At 67.8% G+C, this 15,378-nt stretch carries 15 protein-coding genes and 1 pseudogene; 7 read left to right on the plus strand and 9 right to left on the minus strand.

The genetic code is table 11. The features are described 5' to 3' along the window. Nucleotides 1-12: 12 nt before the first annotated feature. Nucleotides 13-2,025 carry a DNA topoisomerase (ATP-hydrolyzing) subunit B gene (gyrB, locus tag IE660_RS06285; protein WP_407929004.1) on the minus strand — a complete coding sequence of 671 codons (2,013 nt, stop codon included), beginning with the start codon at nucleotides 2,023-2,025 and terminating at the stop codon, nucleotides 13-15. A gap of 313 nt (nucleotides 2,026-2,338) precedes the next feature. On the opposite strand from gyrB, the gene IE660_RS06290 reads away from it, so the two are divergent. Further along, nucleotides 2,339-3,094: a hypothetical protein gene (locus IE660_RS06290; protein WP_203567494.1), complete on the plus strand. Its 756-nt coding sequence runs from the start codon at nucleotides 2,339-2,341 to the stop codon at nucleotides 3,092-3,094. Nucleotides 3,095-3,118: 24 nt separating this feature from the next. Here IE660_RS06290 and IE660_RS06295 read toward each other — a convergent pair whose 3' ends face one another. From IE660_RS06295 to dnaA, 8 genes are all read right to left on the minus strand, one after another. Continuing rightward, complete coding sequence (locus IE660_RS06295; RefSeq protein ID WP_203567495.1) at nucleotides 3,119-3,688, minus strand: hypothetical protein; 570 nt, start codon at nucleotides 3,686-3,688, stop codon at nucleotides 3,119-3,121. Nucleotides 3,689-3,825: 137 nt separating this feature from the next. Then, nucleotides 3,826-4,401: a hypothetical protein gene (locus IE660_RS06300; protein ID WP_203567496.1), complete on the minus strand. Its 576-nt coding sequence runs from the start codon at nucleotides 4,399-4,401 to the stop codon at nucleotides 3,826-3,828. After that, on the minus strand, nucleotides 4,398-5,822 hold the full coding sequence (locus IE660_RS06305; RefSeq protein WP_203567497.1) for a hypothetical protein: 1,425 nt from the start codon (nucleotides 5,820-5,822) through the stop codon (nucleotides 4,398-4,400). The genes IE660_RS06300 and IE660_RS06305 overlap by 4 nt, the downstream gene beginning before the upstream one ends. 54 nt (nucleotides 5,823-5,876) lie before the next feature. Beyond that, nucleotides 5,877-6,473: a DUF721 domain-containing protein gene (locus IE660_RS06310; RefSeq protein WP_203567498.1), complete on the minus strand. Its 597-nt coding sequence runs from the start codon at nucleotides 6,471-6,473 to the stop codon at nucleotides 5,877-5,879. Next, the gene (gene recF, locus IE660_RS06315) at nucleotides 6,470-7,639 is read right to left on the minus strand and encodes a DNA replication/repair protein RecF (RefSeq protein ID WP_203567499.1); all 1,170 of its coding nucleotides are present in this window, start codon (nucleotides 7,637-7,639) and stop codon (nucleotides 6,470-6,472) included. Before recF ends, IE660_RS06310 begins: the two co-directional genes overlap by 4 nt. Before the next feature lie 34 nt (nucleotides 7,640-7,673). Beyond that, nucleotides 7,674-8,558 carry a phosphogluconate dehydrogenase (NAD(+)-dependent, decarboxylating) gene (gnd, locus tag IE660_RS06320; RefSeq protein WP_203567500.1) on the minus strand — a complete coding sequence of 295 codons (885 nt, stop codon included), beginning with the start codon at nucleotides 8,556-8,558 and terminating at the stop codon, nucleotides 7,674-7,676. Nucleotides 8,559-8,606: 48 nt separating this feature from the next. Next, nucleotides 8,607-9,782 carry a DNA polymerase III subunit beta gene (dnaN, locus tag IE660_RS06325; protein WP_203567501.1) on the minus strand — a complete coding sequence of 392 codons (1,176 nt, stop codon included), beginning with the start codon at nucleotides 9,780-9,782 and terminating at the stop codon, nucleotides 8,607-8,609. A gap of 472 nt (nucleotides 9,783-10,254) precedes the next feature. Next, nucleotides 10,255-11,757: a chromosomal replication initiator protein DnaA gene (gene dnaA / locus IE660_RS06330; RefSeq protein WP_407929000.1), complete on the minus strand. Its 1,503-nt coding sequence runs from the start codon at nucleotides 11,755-11,757 to the stop codon at nucleotides 10,255-10,257. Between the two features lie 393 nt (nucleotides 11,758-12,150). On the opposite strand from dnaA, the gene rpmH reads away from it, so the two are divergent. The 6 genes and pseudogenes from rpmH to rsmG all read left to right on the plus strand — a co-directional run bounded on the left by rpmH (nucleotide 12,151) and on the right by rsmG (nucleotide 15,374). Beyond that, the gene (rpmH, locus tag IE660_RS06335) at nucleotides 12,151-12,288 is read left to right on the plus strand and encodes a 50S ribosomal protein L34 (RefSeq protein ID WP_203567842.1); all 138 of its coding nucleotides are present in this window, start codon (nucleotides 12,151-12,153) and stop codon (nucleotides 12,286-12,288) included. An 8-nt stretch (nucleotides 12,289-12,296) separates the two neighbouring features. After that, nucleotides 12,297-12,656: a ribonuclease P protein component gene (gene rnpA / locus IE660_RS06340; protein WP_203567502.1), complete on the plus strand. Its 360-nt coding sequence runs from the start codon at nucleotides 12,297-12,299 to the stop codon at nucleotides 12,654-12,656. Continuing rightward, nucleotides 12,617-12,898 (plus strand): annotated as a pseudogene (gene yidD / locus IE660_RS06345) (membrane protein insertion efficiency factor YidD); the annotation flags it as partial. The gene rnpA and the pseudogene yidD, both read left to right, overlap by 40 nt. A 116-nt stretch (nucleotides 12,899-13,014) precedes the next feature. Beyond that, nucleotides 13,015-14,082 carry a membrane protein insertase YidC gene (yidC, locus tag IE660_RS06350; RefSeq protein ID WP_203567843.1) on the plus strand — a complete coding sequence of 356 codons (1,068 nt, stop codon included), beginning with the start codon at nucleotides 13,015-13,017 and terminating at the stop codon, nucleotides 14,080-14,082. A gap of 60 nt (nucleotides 14,083-14,142) precedes the next feature. Then, complete coding sequence (locus IE660_RS06355) at nucleotides 14,143-14,712, plus strand: Jag family protein (protein WP_328701873.1); 570 nt, start codon at nucleotides 14,143-14,145, stop codon at nucleotides 14,710-14,712. Nucleotides 14,713-14,750: 38 nt separating this feature from the next. Then, a complete protein-coding gene (gene rsmG / locus IE660_RS06360; protein WP_203567844.1) occupies nucleotides 14,751-15,374 on the plus strand; it encodes a 16S rRNA (guanine(527)-N(7))-methyltransferase RsmG in 624 nt (207 codons plus the stop codon). Nucleotides 15,375-15,378: the final 4 nt, after the last annotated feature.

Raw genomic sequence — 15,378 nt, forward strand, 5'->3', positions numbered from 1 at the left:
GTGGGTCGGGCCTCAGATGTCGAGGAACCGGACGTCCTTGGCATTGCGCTGGATGAACGAACGGCGCTGCTCGACGTCCTCGCCCATCAGGATCGAGAACATCTCGTCGGCCTGCGCGGCGTCCTCGAGGGTGACCTGCAGCAGGATTCGTCCCTCGGGATCCATCGTGGTCTCCCACAGGTCCTTGGCGTCCATCTCGCCCAGGCCCTTGTAGCGCTGGATCGGGTTGACCTGGGGCAGCTTCTTGCCCTTCTCGAGGCCGTCGGCGCGCAGCACGTCGCGCTCATGGTCGTTGTAGGCCAACTCGTGCGGCGCGTTCGACCAGCGCAGCCGGAACAGCGGCGGCTGGGCGAGGTAGACGTGGCCGGCCTCGATCAGCGGCCGCATGAACCGGAACAGCAGGGTCAGCAGCAGGGTGCGGATGTGGGAGCCGTCGACGTCGGCGTCGGCCATCAGCACGATCTTGTGGTAGCGCAGCTTGTCGAGGTCGAAGTCCTCCTGCACACCGGTACCGAGGGCGTTGATGATCGCCTCGACCTCCCTGTTCTGCAGGATCTTGTCGAGCCTGGCCTTCTCGACGTTGAGGATCTTGCCGCGGATCGGCAGGATCGCCTGGGTGCGCGGGTCGCGCCCACCCTTGGCCGAGCCACCGGCGGAGTCACCCTCGACGATGAACACCTCGCACTCGGCGGGGTTGTTGGACGAGCAGTCGGCCAGCTTGCCGGGCAGACCGCCACCACCGAGCAGGCCCTTGCGGTTGCGGGCCATGTCGCGCGCCTTGCGGGCGGCGATCCGGGCCTGGGCGGCCGCCTGTGACTTGCGGACGATGTCCTTGCCCTCGGCCGGGTTGCGCTCGAACCAGTCACCCAGGCGGTCGTTGACGACGCGCTGGACGAACGAGCGGGCCTCGGTGTTGCCGAGCTTGGTCTTGGTCTGGCCCTCGAACTGGGGGCTGGTCAGCTTGACCGAGACGATCGCGGTCAGGCCCTCACGGATGTCGTCACCGCTGACCCGGTCTTCGCGCTTCTTGATCATGCCCCAGGCCTCGCCCCACTTGTTGACCGTGTTGGTCAGCGCAGCCCGGAAGCCCTCTTCGTGGGTGCCGCCCTCAAGGGTGTTCACGGCGTTGGCGAAGGTGTGCACCGAGTTCTGGAACGAGCTGTTCCACTGCATGGCCACCTCGACGCCGATGCCGTGCTCGGGGGCGTGGGCCTCGAGGTCGATGACCGGCGAGATCGGGTCGCGCGAGCCGTTGAGGTAGGTGACGTAGTCGATCAGGCCGCGCTCGGCACGAAACACGTCGTGCAGCGCTTCGCCCTTGTCATCGACGTGTCCGGGACGCAGGTCGGTGATCTCGATGCCCAGACCCTTGTTGAGGAAGGCCATCTCGCGGAAGCGGGCGACCAGCGTCTCGTAGTTGTAGTCGGTGGTCTCGAAGATGTCGGGCGAGGCCCAGAAGGTGACCTTGGTGCCGGTCTCGTCGGTGGCCTCGAGTTGCTTGAGGTCGTGGTCGGGCACGCCCAGGCTGAACGACTGCTGCCAGTGGTAGCCGTCGCGTTTGACGTCGACGACCAGCTTGGACGAGAGCGCGTTCACCACCGACGAGCCCACACCGTGCAGGCCGCCGGAGACCTTGTATCCACCCGAGCCGAACTTGCCACCGGCGTGCAGCACGGTGAGGGCGACGGTGACCGCGGGCAGGCCCTCGGTGGGGTGGATCTTGACCGGGAAGCCTCGTCCGAAGTCCTCGACCGAGACACCACCGTCGGGCAGCAGGGTGACCACGATCCGGTCGCCGTAGCCGGCCATTGCCTCGTCGACGGAGTTGTCGACGATCTCGCGCACCAGGTGGTGCAGGCCGCGCTCACCGGTCGACCCGATGTACATGCCCGGGCGCTTGCGCACCGCCTCGAGACCCTCGAGCACCTGGATGGACGACGCGTCGTACTCGCCCGAGACGGAGTGGTCGCTGGAGTCTGACAGGCCTTCGAGGCGCTCGGTGTCGCCGCTGTCGTCGTCGACCACGTCGAGGTCGAGGTCGTCGTTGTGGGCTGCGGACTCACTCACGGATCTGGTGCTCCTTGGTCGTCGGTCCTCCACACAGTGACCGCCGGCGGGCGACCCCGGCCGGCGGCTGTGGACCGAGCCAAGTCTACCTCAGTACGCGCGCGACACGCGTACGCGCGCGTACTGGCCTGTGGACAACTTCTGCTTGATCGCCATTCGTGGGCCTTGGGAGGCCTCGTGGAGACTCTGCGACGGCTCCGGCGAGGTCCCCCATTGGCTCCGGGCCGCTCAGAGGCTCACAGGCGGTCCTGCCACCCATAGAATCGGCCACGTGAACCAGGTGTCGCCCTCGTCCCAGCCGACCCCCGTGCGGGTGCCGGCTGAGCCGTTGGTGCTGCGTGCCGAGCCCGCCCCGGTGGCCGCCAACCAGCAGGTCTGGTGGGACGACCGTCGTCCAAGCCCGAGCTGGAACGCTCCCGACTGGACCGACACGATCAGCCGACGCACGAAGCTCCTGGTCGCCCTGGCCGTGGCGATGGCTCTCGTCCTCGGGGTCTGGCTCGCCGGAGGCCTCAAGGATGGCGGCGTCACCTTCCGCGCGATCCCCCGGAACACGACCATCACCAGCGGCCCGTTCGAGCTGACCTTCCAGAGCGCGGAGTGGGAGTACACCGACTGGATCAACAAGGGCGCCGGTGGCTACCGGATCAAGCTCTACGGCACCTGTCGCAACATCGACGACACCTCTCGGCGCAACCTGCTGCTCGACCTGGCCGACGCAGTCGTTCTCGGCGGGTTCAACAACGGCACCGTCGAGGTCGGCACCGAGAAGCGCGTGCAGGTCGGGCAGTGGGACGATCGCGGCCTGCGCCGAGAAGAACTCGCGCCGGGGCTGCCTGCCCTGCCGTGCACCTTCTTCGCCGACATGCCCGAGGGCTTCAAGCCCCAGGCACTCGCCGTGGTCGGCGTCTACGACCTGGTCTGGAACGACTCCGACGACGTGCAGAGCGGCGGACAGCGCTGGATGCGTCGCGACTCCGGCGTGCGCACCCAGGTGCCGGCGGTCGAGGTCACCGACGGTCAGTGACCCGTCCCGACCGGTGTTCAGCCGTCAGGGCGCGCGCAGCAGTGGGGGCTGCTTGATCCGCATCGAGCTGTCGAGTTGGATGCCCAGCACGTCGTCCAGCCGGTTCTTCGGCACGACGAAGCTCTGGATCAGGATCCCCTCGCCCGAGGCGGGATAGTCCTCAGCCGCACAGGTCGGATTGGCGCCGTCAGGGGCCAGGGTGACGTCGTTGGTCCACAACGCCTTGTCCTTGCCGATCAACTGGAAGCTGCAGAACACCACCCCGCCGTGTTCCTTGTCGGCCTGGGCGATCCCGGTCACCTTGATCTGCCACTGCTGAATGACGGCGCCCGCCGGTGGCTTCTCGATCGTGCTCTCGCCCACCTTGACCGACTCGAGGTTCTCGACCTTGACCACCCGGAAGGTGGTGCCCTGCTCCTGGTTGGTCCAGACCTGGCCGACCGGCCACTGCGGTGGTCGGTTCGAGATCCGCAGCGTGACGAAGGTGCCCCACGCCGCGGCTGCGAGGGCTGCCACCAGCATCGAGACCACCCCGAACACCCACGGACGAACCCGCTTGACGGGAGTGCGAGGGGCTGGGGGCTCGGCGGGCACGCGGGGTGGGGGCCCGGGAGGCAGAGGCCCTTGCTGGGCAGGTCCTCCCGGCCCAGACCCCTGCGCCCAGCCCGGCGGGGGGCCGGCCATCGGGGTGGGTCCGGGTCCTTGGGGACGAGCCGGCGGCGGGACGGCGGTCATTCGATCACCGTCATCTCGTCCTCGCGAGAGCGCAACTCGTTCGAGGCGGTACGGGTGACGAACTCGTCCAGTGCAGAGCCAGTGAGTCCGAGGTCGGTGGTGACCACGACCTCACGGTAGGTGAGCACCGACGACTCCGTGCACCGCACCGACAAGCCCCTGAGCTGGTCGGTCGGCACCTCCCACAGCAGGGTGGTGGTGGTGCGGAACCCGGCGAAGGGGAAGGTCACTCGTCCGAAGTCGACCGGGTGCAACTCGCTGTCGGTCGCGGTGCGCAACTGGCAGATCATCTGGCCGATGCCGCGGTCATGGGTGGTGGTCGCGGTGAAGGTGACCGCGACGAATCGTCCCTGGGTGGCGCCACGGCGGGCGTTGTAGTCGCCGCGGTAGAAGCGGCCGCCGTCAACCCCGACGACGCTGAGCTGCTGGCCCTCGTTGACCTCGACCGGCGTGCCGATGCTCGACGTCATCTGGTCGTCGACACTGGCGTTGTCACGGAACTGCCCGATCGCCCCGGCGAGGACGAGTGAGAAGACGCCCACCGCGACCGACAGAGGATGCACCCGCTTCATGGCCGCACCTGCTCGGCTGGGGCGACCGGCTCAGCCGCGGCCGCGGGGGCGGTCGGTGCCGGCAGCGGGGCGTAGGAGTCCATGTCGGTGCCGACCAGCTTCGACTCCCCGATCGCCGACGGGTCGGCGGTGGCCTTGAACAACTGCAGGGCACGGGCGAAGGCGACCGCGAGCACCGCCAGCCGCAGGGTCTCGGCGAGCGGCTCGGAGATCACGTCGACCAGCTGCTTCCAGGCGATCCAGAAGGCCTGGTCCTGGGGCGGGAACAGCCCCATGATCGCGTTGGCGGCCAGCTGTCCCAGGGTCGAGACCACGGTGTAGACCAGCACGTAGGCACCCAGGAAGACCAGCCCACCGCGCAGGATCAGCCGCAGCGACTGGAAGGTGGGCAGGTACTTGTCGTCCAGGTCACCGAAGAACAGTTCCTGGATGCGCAGCACGACCTGGCGGCCGCGGTTGCCCGACGCCTGCTCGCGGGCAGCGGCGCGGCGGGTGCGCAGGTGGCGCTGGGCGTCCAGGTGCACCGACAGCGGCTCACCCTTGCGCCACATCTCGGCGAAGCTCAGCACGTGCGAGCCGTAGACCAGGGCGGCCACCGCCAGCCAGACCACCGGCTCGGCCAAGGCCGACAGGAACAGTGGCCACACCTTGTGCCACAGCCCAAGCCACATCCAGCTCAGCGCGTCGGGGATCATCTCCGAGATCCGTGACACCGCCGTGGTGAAGCCCTCCTGCACCGTCTGCCACCAGCGCGCCACCCGCCGGTCGATCAGCCACAGCCAGCCACGACGCAGCAGCCCGACGCCGCCAAAGATCAGCAGCAGCATCATGAAGCCCTCGATCAGGGCGGCGAGCAGGCCCAGGGGGCGGAAGTCGGTGGCGTCGTGGATGGCGTCGACCACGCGCCGCAACAGGTAGACCGCGACGATCACCCCGGCGAGGATCGCGATCTCGCGTCCGGTGCGCGGGCTGAGCTTGGCCATCACGCTGGTCTCGAAGATGCCCCGGGTGACCACCTCGTAGGCGATCACCTCGTTGGCGGTCTTCTGCACCTCACCGAAGGCGGCATACATGCCCAGGAAGGGCAGCAGGGTGATCGCCAGCAGCCGCGGGATCGAGGTGTCACGGTCGTCTTCGACGGCCCCCTCGGGCAAGTTGTCGCGGATGCCCAGTTCGAGCCCGAGTAGTCGCAGGCAGATGATCGTTGCGCTGAGCAGGCTGACGAAGCCCAGGCTCAGCACCACCAGGGCGAGCCAGGGCCAGCGTCCGGAGATGAACGCCGCCCCGATCAGCGAGGCCTGGTAGCCCAGCCACCCCAACGCGTAGGTGCCCAGCAGCAGGGGCAACAGCCGCCACCAGACCCGCAGTGCGCCGCGGGTCAGGGCGATCACGTGGTTGGCCCACAGCCCCAGTTCGCTCATCAAGGGTCAGCCTAACCAGAGCGGTGCCAGGCCGAGCAGTGCAGCCGGGGCCGCTCAGCCATAGGTGTCGCGAGGTCCTCGCCCATCGCGCACCGACCGGGGCCCGCGCTTCCAGGACGGGGCGCTCGGGCCCAGGATCGTCACCTTGGTGACGGTGCCGTCGCCCAGTTCGGCATTGAGCTTGGCGATCAGGTGGGTCTGGATCATGCGCAGCGAGGTCGCCCAGGTGGTGGAGTCGGCACGAATGGTGAGCACCCCGTCCTGGTAGGCCTCGGGGGTGGTGTGGTTGGCGTTGTCCTCACCGACCAGGTCGGCCCAGCGTCCGAGCAGGGTGCGCACGCTCAGCTGCTTGGTCCAGCCCCGATCCTGGACGAGGTTGTCGAACACGCTGCCCACGGTCTGGGGGTCGCGTTCGTCGGGACCCGAGCCCGAGCGGGTGGTGGGGTCACTGGGACGACGCTTGCGCCGGGGTCGAACACCCTTGGACGGCGGCAGATTCACTCCCCCGCTCGGTGATCCGCCGGCCGCAGTCTGGTGGGCGATCTGGGTGGCCAGGTCGATGCCCTGCGGGTCATGGTCGGCCAGGGCCTGCGCGTCCTCGGCGTCGAGGTCATCGGGGCCTGCGTCGACTGGACGATCCGGGTCGCTCACTGGTTCACCCCCTGGTCGGGCTGCTGGTCCTCGTCCTCGGCGGTGACCTCACCGCGCACCACCCGGAACCGGCGCCCGGCCAGCAGGTCGGGCACATCGGCGCCGACGGCGGCCGTCACCAGCACCTGCTCGGCGTCACGCACCGCACCGGCGAGGCGTTCTCGGCGGGTCTGGTCGAGTTCGGCGAACACGTCGTCGAGCACCAGTACCGGCTCGACGCCGTCGGCCCTGACCAGCCCGAACGCCCCCAGCTTGAGCGACAGCGCCAGGCTCCAGGACTCGCCGTGGCTGGCGTAACCCTTGGCGGGCAGGTCGCCGATCGACAGCAGCACCTCGTCGCGGTGCGGGCCGACCAAGCTCACCCCGCGCACGATCTCGTCGCGGCGGCGGTGCCGCATGCCCTCGAGCAGTCGGGTGGTGAGTTCTTCGCGGCTGAGCTCGCCCGACAGGTCGAGGGCGGTGCGGTACTCGGCGGTGACGGTGTTGTTCTGCGGCGCGATGTCGGCGTAGGCAGTGGCGGTCAGTGGCATCAGCTCGGCCAGGGTGTCGAGCCTGGCCAGCAGCAGTTCCCCGCCGACCTGGCTGAGCTGGTCGTCCCAGACGTCGAGGGTCGACTCGGCGTCGGGGTCGACAGCTCGACCGTGCCGGCCCGACAACGACTTGAGCAGGGTGTTGCGTTGGCGAAGCAGTCGGTCGTAGTCGGCCTTGACCCCGGCCATCCGGGGCCAGCGGGTGACCACCACCTGGTCGAGGAACCGGCGCCGGTCCGAGGGGTCACCCTTGACGATCGCCAGGTCTTCGGGTGAGAACACAACCGTGCGCAGCACCCCGAGCAGGTCGCGCATCCGCGCTTGTGGCGAGCGGTTGATCCGGGCCCGGTTGGCTCGTTGGGGGTTGATCTCGCACTCCAGCAGCAGGGTGCGTTCGTCGTCCAGGCCGGCCCTGACCCGGGCGCGGACGATGGCCTGCTCGGTGCCGGCTCGCACGAGTGGGGCGTCCTGGGCGACCCGGTGCGACGACAACGTCGACAGGTACTCCACCGCCTCGACCAGGTTGGTCTTGCCCTGCCCGTTGGCGCCGACGAACACGCTGACGCCGGGTGCCAGTGCGATGTCGGCACTGGGGTAGCTGCGAAAGTCGTGCAACTGCAGGTGTTCGACGTGCATCAGCGCCCCCGTGGTCGTGCCACGGCCGTGCCGGTCAGGGCTTGGGGTCGGTGATCACGCCGTGGCCACCGAACTCGTTGCGCATCGCCGCGATCATCTTCATCGCGGTCTGGTCTTCCTGGCGCGAGACGAACCGGGCGAACAGCGATGCGGCGATGGTGGGCACCGGCACGGCCAGGTCGACGGCGGCGTTGACCGTCCAGCGCCCCTCGCCGGAGTCCTCGGCGTAGCCCTCGATGCCGTCCAGGTGCGGGTCCTTGTCGAGCGCGGCCACCATCAGGTCGAGCAGCCACGAGCGGATCACGGTGCCTTCGCGCCACGAGCGGAAGACCTCTGGGACGTTGGTCACCTCACCGGCGGTCTCGAGCAGTTCCCAACCCTCGGCGTAGGCCTGCATGATGCCGTACTCGATGCCGTTGTGGACCATCTTGGCGAAGTGGCCGGCGCCGTGGTCACCGGCGTGGACGAAGCCGAACTCACCGTCGGGCTTGAGCGCGGTGAAGATCGGCATGCAGTGCTCCACCACCTCGGCCTTGCCGCCCACCATCAGGGCATAGCCGTTCTCACGACCCCAAATGCCGCCAGAAACGCCGCAGTCGAGGAACTCCAGACCGTGCGGGGCGAGCTGCTCGGCGTGGCGCTTGTCATGGGTCCACTTGGAGTTGCCGCCGTCGATGATGATGTCGCCGCTGGCCATCAGGGGGACGAGTTCGTCGATCACCGACTGCACCGCCTGCTGGGGAACCATCACCCACACCACCTTCGGTGAGGCGGTCAGCTGGGCGACCATGTCGGCCAGGTCCTTGGCGTCGGAGATCTCCTGGTTCTGGTCGTAGCCGACGACGGTGTGGTCACGGTCGCGCAGGCGCTCGCGCATGGCGCCGCCCATCTTGCCCAGTCCGACGAGTCCGAGTTCCATGGCGCCTCCTAGTAGCGGCGTGGGTGGGGTGGGGGTGGAACGTCAGGGTCAGCGTCGTCCGGCGGTGTCGGGCAGGCGCATGAGCATGATGACGTGGCGGTAGTCGGTGAGCGGTTCACCGTCGACGCTGTCCAGGCCGGTGATCAGGCAGGGCTTGCCCGGCGCGGTGAACGCGAAGTGGACGAACGGGGTGTCCAGGGCGCCCAACGCATCCGACAGGTAGTGCGGGTTGAAGCCCGCGGCCGTGATCGCCATCTCGCCGCCGGCGTGGTTCTCGACCACGGCCTCGATGGCCTCCGAGGCCTGGGCCTGGTCACCGGTGGCGGCCTCGAGCGCGATCTGTCCGTCGCCGATCAGCATGCGCAGCGGGGTGTTGCGCTCGGCCACCAGGGCGACGCGCTTGACCGAGGCGATCACGTCGGCGGTGGCGCAGCGCACGCTGACCGCGGCCTGCACGTTCATCAGGTGGCGCACCTTGGGGAACTCGCCGTCGAGCAGGCGGGTGGTGGTCTGGCGGGTGCCGCCGGAGCCGTCGCCCTCGAAGCCGATCAGTCCGTCGCCGACCGAGGCGTTCGACAGGCTCATGGTGACGTGCTCGCCGGAGGTCATCGATCGGGCAGTGTCGGAGAGCACCTTGGCGGGGACGAGTGCAGCGCCCTGTTCTGAGCTGCCGGCGGGGCGCCAGGACAGTTCCTTGAGCGCCATCCGGTAGCGGTCGGTGGCCAGCAGCGACAGGGTCTCGCCCTCGAGTTCGACGCGCACACCGGTGAAGACCGGCAGCAGTTCGTCTCGGCCGGCGGCCACCACGACCTGGGCGACCGCCTTGGCGAAGTCGGACGACTCGACCGTTCCGGTGGCTGCTGGCATCTCGGGCAGGGCGGGGTACTCGGCGACCGGCAGGGTCTGCAGGGTGAACCTCGCCGACCCGCAGACCAGCTCGAGGTGGTTGCCGTCGCTGGTGATCTCGACGGGCTTGTTGGGCAGCGAGCGCGCGATGTCGGCAAGCAGGCGGCCGGAGACCAGCGCCTCGCCCTCTTCGGAGACCTGGGCCTTGACCTCGATCTTGGCCGACGTCTCGTAGTCGAAGCTCGACATGGTGACGCCGTCGGTTTCGGCACGGATCAGCAGGCCGGTGAGAATCGGTGCCGAGGGCCGGGTCGGCAAGCTGCGCGCAGCCCAAGCCACCGCTTCGGCCATCACGTCACGTTCCAGGCGAATCTTCACGGATTTCCCTTCGACCAGGGTCATCGACACCACTGTCGCGCCGCGGCGCGGTACTCGATCATATCGACACAGACCGACATCTGCCCGGTCGGGTGGGCGTGGTGTGCGAGGTCGTGCACACCTGGGGACGAACCCACTGTTACCCCTGGATGATGTATGTCCTCCAGTCACAGTCATCACTTCTGTGGAACCTGTGGAGATCGAGCGTTCAGCCTTGTCATCCCGTTCGAGAACGGGTGGGGACGAGGTGTGGACGACCCTTGGACAGCGAGCGCGGTCTGGGGATGGGGGCTGGGTGTGGAGAAGGTTCCACAGCTGTCCACAGCCGTGTCCGCAGAGGACGATCACCACAACGAGGGTCAGGTGGCGGGTTCCCTGTCAACCACCCGGCACAGGGTTGTTGACTGAGCACACGTTTGATCCTGCGCCCGGTGACCCAACCTGTGCTGGGACGGGGACCGTGGACTCGACCTCAGCTGTTGGCGGCCTGCTTGATCCGGTTGGTCAGCTCGCTCACCTGGTTGAAGATGCTGCGACGCTCGGGCAATTGCTCGCGGATCTTGCGCACCGCGTGCAGCACGGTGCTGTGGTCCTTGCCGCCGAAGGCCTCGCCGATCTTGGGCAGCGACAGCTCGGTGAGCTCACGGCACAGGTACATCGCGATTTGGCGGGCGGTGACCAGGGCGTGGTTGCGAGACCTGCCGCACAACTCGTCCACCGTGATGCCGAAGTAGGCCACGGTCTCGTTGATGATCAGCTGGCTGGTCACCGTGCCGTCACCGCCGTCAGGAATCAGGTCCTTGAGCACGGACTCGGCCACGTCGAGGTCGACGCCCTGGCGATTGAGGCTGGCGAACGCGGTCACCCGCACCAGCGCACCCTCGAGTTCGCGGATGTTGGACTGGATCTTGGTGGCGATGAACTCCAGCACCTCGGCGCCAACCTCGAACCGCTCGGCGTGCGCCTTCTTCTTGAGGATGGCGATCCGGGTCTCGAGGTCGGGCGGCTGGATGTCGGTCAGCAGGCCCCACTCGAAGCGGCTGCGCAGACGCGACTCGAGGTTCTCGAGTGCCTTCGGCGGACGATCGGAGGTCAACACGATCTGCTTCTGTGCGTTGTGCAGGGTGTTGAAGGTGTGGAAGAACTCCTCCTGGGTCTGGATCTTCGACTCCAGGAACTGGATGTCGTCGATCAACAGCACGTCGACCTCGCGGTAGGTGCGCCGGAACTGCTGGGTGCGGTTGTCGGAGATCGCGTTGATGAAGTCGTTGGTCAGCTGCTCGGTGCTGACGTACTTGACCTTGACCCGGGGGTAGTAGCTGCGCACGTAGTGCCCCAGCGCGTGCAGAAGGTGGGTCTTGCCCAGGCCCGAGTCGCCGTAGATCAGCAGCGGGTTGTAGGCCTTGCCCGGCATCTCGGCCACGGCCACGGCGGCCGCGTGGGCGAACCGGTTGGACGGGCCGACCACGAAGGTGTCGAAGGTGTACTTGGGGTTCAGCCGATCTTCGTCGCTGAGGGCCGACAGGCTGCTGACTGCGGCAGATGCGGCGCTGTCCACACCCCTGTCCACAGGCTTGCCATTGCCGGTGTCGATGCCGGGGGTCACCTCGACCTCGTCGTCACCGGTGTCGACCTCGTCGGGCTCCAGATCGAGCTCCAGGTCGGGCTCGACCGTGATGGCCAGGCGCATCGGACGCGAGAACCGATCCGAGAGGGCCTCTTCGAGTTGGTCGCGCAGCCGGGTCTCGACCCGGTCGCGGGTGAAGTCGTTGGGCACCGCGATCATGACCGTCGACTCGTGGATGGTCAGGGGTTTCGTGTTCCTGAGCCATGCCCTGGTGGGTTGGTCGACCGATCGCTTGATGGCTGCCCACACCTGGTCGAGGTCAACCGTCGCGCCGGCGCCAGCGCCAGACGACGAGACCGGTGTGTCGACCACGGTGTGCACTCCTTCGCGGGGCTGGGGGTCCCGCACTCGACGACGTTATCGTTGACCGTGGCCACTTCCCGCTGGTGTCATCGGCGACAGGAGGTTTGTCACGTCAACCGATGAACCTCAGTTGTCCACAGGGTTGTCCACAGTATCGACACCTGTGGAGAACTGGGGGCGATTCTGGGAACAGCTTCGGGCCAAGGTAGTCAATGGCGCTGTGGCCCTGCAAGGTGGGGTGGGCGTTTCTGGGCCCGTCGTCGGCGTGTCGACTGGACTACAGCGCTGTGATTCGTCCTCTCGACCGGCCAGGGCGGTCGTCCGGGTTTGCCCGCACCCAGATCTGCCACGTATCGTTGACCAGTCGCTGTCGAGCGACCACTTCCCCGTGTGCCCATCGTGGGCACCATTCCGCACAGAGTCCTTGGAGTGAGCACCGTGAGCAAGCGCACCTTCCAGCCCAGCAACCGGCGTCGCAGCCGTACCCATGGCTTCCGCACCCGCATGCGCACCCGCGCCGGCCGCGCGATCCTGAGCGCCCGCCGCCGCAAGGGCCGCCAAGAGCTGTCCGCCTGAGCACTGCCGTGCTGGCGTCCAGGGCGCGGCTGAAGACCTCTGCGGACTTCCGCGAGACCACACGCCACGGCGTGCGGGTGGCTCGTCCCAGCATGGTCGTGCACCTGCGTGCCACCCAGAGCCCACTCGACGAGGTCAACCCGACCCGGGTGGGCTTTGTCGTGTCCAAGGCCGTGGGGGGAGCCGTCGTCCGCAACCGAGTCAAGCGCCAACTGCGCCACCTGGCTCGTCCGCTGGTGGAAGCTCACCCCACCGGCTACGACGTCGTGGTGCGCGCCCTTCCGGCGGCCGTCGGCTCGTCCCGGCTGGACGATGACCTGCGCGGCGCCTGGCGCGGGGCAATCACCCGACTGGAGGCCCGGCGATGAAGTTCCGCCCGGTGACCTGGCTGATGATCGGCTTCGTCCGGTTGTGGCGGCTGCTGATCTCGCCGCTGTACGGCAACGTCTGCAAGTACCACCCCAGTTGCTCGGCCTACGGGCTCAAGGCACTGCAGACCCACGGTGCCCTGAAGGGCGGCTGGCTGACCGTGCACCGGATCGTGCGTTGCAACCCCTGGTCGCTGGGCGGGTACGATCCCGTTCCCGGCACCCCCGAGGCCGAGGCCTGGGCCGCCGAACAGGCCGCCGACACCAAGACCACCACTGCCCCACCCCGCCGCGAGCGGATCGGGGCCACCACCCACTCCTCCCGAGGTGACCTGTGAGCCAAGCCGTCTTCCAAACCATGCTCCTGTTGGGGCTGTGGGACAGCGTGCGCGACCTGATCAGCGCCATGATGCAGCCCCTGTACTGGGTCGTGTCTGGCCTGGTCGTGCTGTTCCACAAGCTGTGGCTGCCGGTGTTCAACCACGAGGGGTGGGCCTGGACGATGGCCATCATCACCCTCACGGTGGTGATCCGGACCGCGCTGATCCCGCTGTTCGTCAAGCAGATCAACTCCGCGCGCAACATGCAGTTGGTGCAACCCAAGCTCAAGGCCATCCAGGAGAAGTACGGCCACGACCGCGAACGCGCCGGCCAGGAGATGATGAAGCTGTACAAGGAGGAGGGGGTCAACCCCACCGCCTCGTGCCTGCCGCTGCTGCTGCAGATGCCGATCTTCCTGGCGCTGTTCCGCGTGCTCGAGGGTGCCTCCCGCGGCATTCCCCGCGGTTCGTTCTTCAAGAACAACCCCGAGTTGATGACCTCGCTGCAGAACGCCGACATCTTCGGGGCCAAGCTGGCCGCCAGGTTCCTGCCGATGGATCCGTTCGGTGCCACCCAGATCCTGTGCATCGTGCTGGCCGTGGCGATGACGGTGGTGCTGTTCATCACCCAGTTGCAGCTGATGCGCAAGAACATGCCGCCCGAGGCACTGACCGGGCCGCTGGCGCAGCAGCAGAAGATGATGCTGTACCTGTTCCCGGCGATGTACCTGTTCTCGGGTCTCTACATCCCGATCGGTGTGCTCATCTACTGGCTCACCTCGAACCTGTGGACGATGGTGCAGCAGTACATCCTGATCCACAACAACCCCTCGCCCAACACCCCTGCCTACGTCGACTGGCAGGAGCGGATGCGGGCCAAGGGCATCGATCCCGACGAGCTCGAGCAGCAGCGTCGTGAGAAGCGCTTGGGTCGGGTCAAGCCCACCGAGGCCAAGACCGTGATCGGTGACGACGGTGTCGAGCGTGCGACGGTGGCCCGCCAGGGCGTCACCCGTCAGACGGTGCGCCGAACCAGCGACGGCGGACGACAGGTCGTCCAGCGCCAGCAGCCGAACCGGCAGACCCGCTCGGCACGCAAGAAGTAATCCCCCCGTTCCCTGAACCACCCGGACGTGATCGTCCGACCTGACCGCAAGGAGAAGCACGTGAGCGACGAGAACACGCCCGTCGTCGACGAGACCCAGGCCGAGCAGGCCACGGTCGAGGACAACCCCGTCGAGACCGCGGACGTCGAGACCAGCGAGGTCGACGACGACGGTCCGGCCGACGACCTCGAGGCCGAGGGCGACATCGCCGCGGACTACCTCGAGGAACTGCTCGACATCGCCGACCTCGACGGTGACATCGACACCTACGTCGAGGGCGGACGAGCCCACATCTCGATCGTCACCGATGCCGACCAGCTGGTCGGTCGCAACGGCGAGGTGCTCGACGCACTGCAGGAGCTGTCGCGCCTGGCCGTGATGACCGAGACCGGTCACCGCAGCCGGCTGATGCTCGACGTCGCCGGACACCGTGAGAAGCGCCGCAAGGAGCTCACCGAGCTCGCCCAGCAGGCGATCACCGTGGTCAAGGAGTCGGGACAGGCGGAGCGCCTGGCACCGATGAACCCGTTCGAGCGCAAGATCGTGCACGACGCGGTGGCCGCCGCTGGATTGACCAGCGAGTCCGAGGGTGTCGAGCCCAAGCGGTTCGTCGTCGTCCTGCCGCAGTGAACGACCAGACATCGCACAGCGCCGGCGTCCCCGAGGTACTGACCTCGGGGACGCCGGCGTCTGTCGTCGTGGACGCTGTGTTCGGCCCCGCCTCTTCGACGATAGAGAGCTATGTCGATATATTGGCGAGTCGAGGAATTGAGTGGGGGCTGTTGGGCCCACGCGAAGCCGGTCGGCTGTGGGAGAGGCACGTACTCAACTCGGTGGCGCTGACCAGCGTGATCCCCACCGGTGCGCGGACGGTTGACGTCGGCTCAGGCGCCGGCCTGCCCGGAATCCCTCTGGCCGTGCTGCGGCCCGACCTGGAGATGGTGCTGCTCGAGCCGCTGCAGCGCCGCGCGGAGTTCCTGGAACTGGCTGTGGACGAACTCGGTCTCGACGATCGGGTCACCGTGGTCCGCGGCCGCGCCGAGGAACTCAAGGATCGATTCGACGTCGTGACAGGACGAGCTGTCGCTCCCCTGACCAAGCTGCTGGAGTGGTGCATGCCGCTGTTCGTGCCGCGAGGGCAGATGGTGATGCTCAAGGGCGCGTCAGCACCGGACGAGGTCGCCAAGGCCGGCAAGGAGCTCAAGAAGGCGCGACTGGTGGCGCAGGTGCGACAGGTGCGTGCCCATCCCGCTGCCGAGCCCACCAGTGCCGTGGTGGTTCGCCCGGCCTGACAGG

The sequence above is a fragment of the Aestuariimicrobium ganziense genome, from assembly GCF_015352975.1.
Classification (GTDB): Bacteria; Actinomycetota; Actinomycetes; order Propionibacteriales; family Propionibacteriaceae; genus Aestuariimicrobium; species Aestuariimicrobium ganziense.

Coding starts and splice junctions, on each gene's coding strand:
- gnd (WP_203567500.1), bottom strand. CDS start 8,558: ATGGAACTCGGACTCGTCGGACTGGGCAAGATGGGCGGCGCCATGCGC.
- yidC (WP_203567843.1), top strand. CDS start 13,015: ATGCTCCTGTTGGGGCTGTGGGACAGCGTGCGCGACCTGATCAGCGCC.
- IE660_RS06305 (WP_203567497.1), bottom strand. CDS start 5,822: ATGAGCGAACTGGGGCTGTGGGCCAACCACGTGATCGCCCTGACCCGC.
- IE660_RS06300 (WP_203567496.1), bottom strand. CDS start 4,401: ATGAAGCGGGTGCATCCTCTGTCGGTCGCGGTGGGCGTCTTCTCACTC.
- recF (WP_203567499.1), bottom strand. CDS start 7,639: ATGCACGTCGAACACCTGCAGTTGCACGACTTTCGCAGCTACCCCAGT.